1 pseudogene is annotated in these 1250 nt (G+C 76.2%); it reads right to left on the bottom strand.

Annotation, left to right across the window (positions count from 1 at the left end):
* Positions 1 to 65 precede the first annotated feature (65 nt).
* A pseudogene (locus ACLEQD_RS43700) lies at positions 66 to 1250 on the bottom strand (ATP-binding protein); the annotation flags it as partial.

The raw sequence follows: 1250 nt of genomic DNA on the forward strand, positions 1-1250 counted from the left end.
CTTCACGTCCGCGTCCGGGAACACCACCGTGCCGATGTCCCGGCCCTCCAGGATGGCGCCCGACGGCGCTCCAGCGCCAGCCGCCGCAGCGCCGTCGCGCCCCCCGTCTTCTGCACGCGCTCGCGCAGCCGGCCCGCGACCTGGAGGTACGTGTCCGCGTGCCGGGCCTCGCACGCGGCCTCGTCTCCCAGCTCTCGCAGCCGCAGCGCCGCGTACTCGCGGATGCTCTCGTACAGCCCCAGGCGCAGGAAGCCGCCCGGAGCCCCCACCTCGCGCGCGCACAGCAGCGACTGCGAGCGCAGCGAGTGCACCACCTCCAGCACGTCCGGCGAGCCCTCCGGCAGCACCAGCACGGCCTCCGCCGCCTCCAGCGTGAAGCCGCCCCGGAACACGGAGCACTGCGCCAGCGCGGCGCGCTCGGCCGGCTCCAGCAGGTTCCAGGACCAGTCAATGGCCCCGCGCAGCGTCGCCTGCCGCGCGGGGGCATCCCGGTGTCCCACGCGCAGCAGGTCGAAGCGCTTCGACAGCCGCTCGCGCAGCTGCTCCACGCCCGCACGCTCACGCGCGCCGCCGCGAGCTCGATGGCCAGCGCGATGCCATCCAGCTGCCGCACGATGTCCGCGACGCGGGGCGCCTCCGCGTCGCTCAGGATGAAGTCGCCGCGCGTCTCCCGCGCGCGCTGCACGAACAGGCGCACCGCGTCCGAGCGCAGGATGACGTCCCAGCGCGTCTCGTCCGGGTCCGGCAGGCCCAGTGGGGCCAGGTCCAGCACGCGCTCTCCGGGCAGCCGCAGGGCCTCGCGCGTGGTGACGAGGAAGCGCGCGCGCGGCGCCAGCACCCGCCAGCGCCCAGCGTCGCGGGCACGTGCCGCACCACCTGCTCCACGTTGTCCAGGATGACCAGCACGTCGCCGCACCCCTGCGAGCGGCACGCCCCAGCCGCTCCGCCGGGGTGCTGCCGTCGCCGTCCGCTGCCAGCGGCACGCCCAGGGCCCGGCCCACCGCGTGGCAGAGGTCGTCCTCCGTCAGCGCCTCCTCCAGGTCGCACCGCCAGACGCCGCCCTCCCACGCGCCCGCGTCGGACTCCAGCGCGCCGAAGTGCGTGGCCAGCCGCGTCTTCCCCATGCCGCCCGGGCCCAGGATGCTGATCAGCCGCGCGCCCTCCGACATCCACTGCCGCAGGGTGTCCAGCTCCCTCGGCCGCGCCCCACCAGGTCCTGCCGCAGCGTGGGCACGTTGCCGGGCCGCTCG

Source organism: Corallococcus sp. 4LFB (genome assembly GCF_046520365.1).
GTDB lineage: Bacteria > Myxococcota > Myxococcia > Myxococcales > Myxococcaceae > Corallococcus > Corallococcus caeni.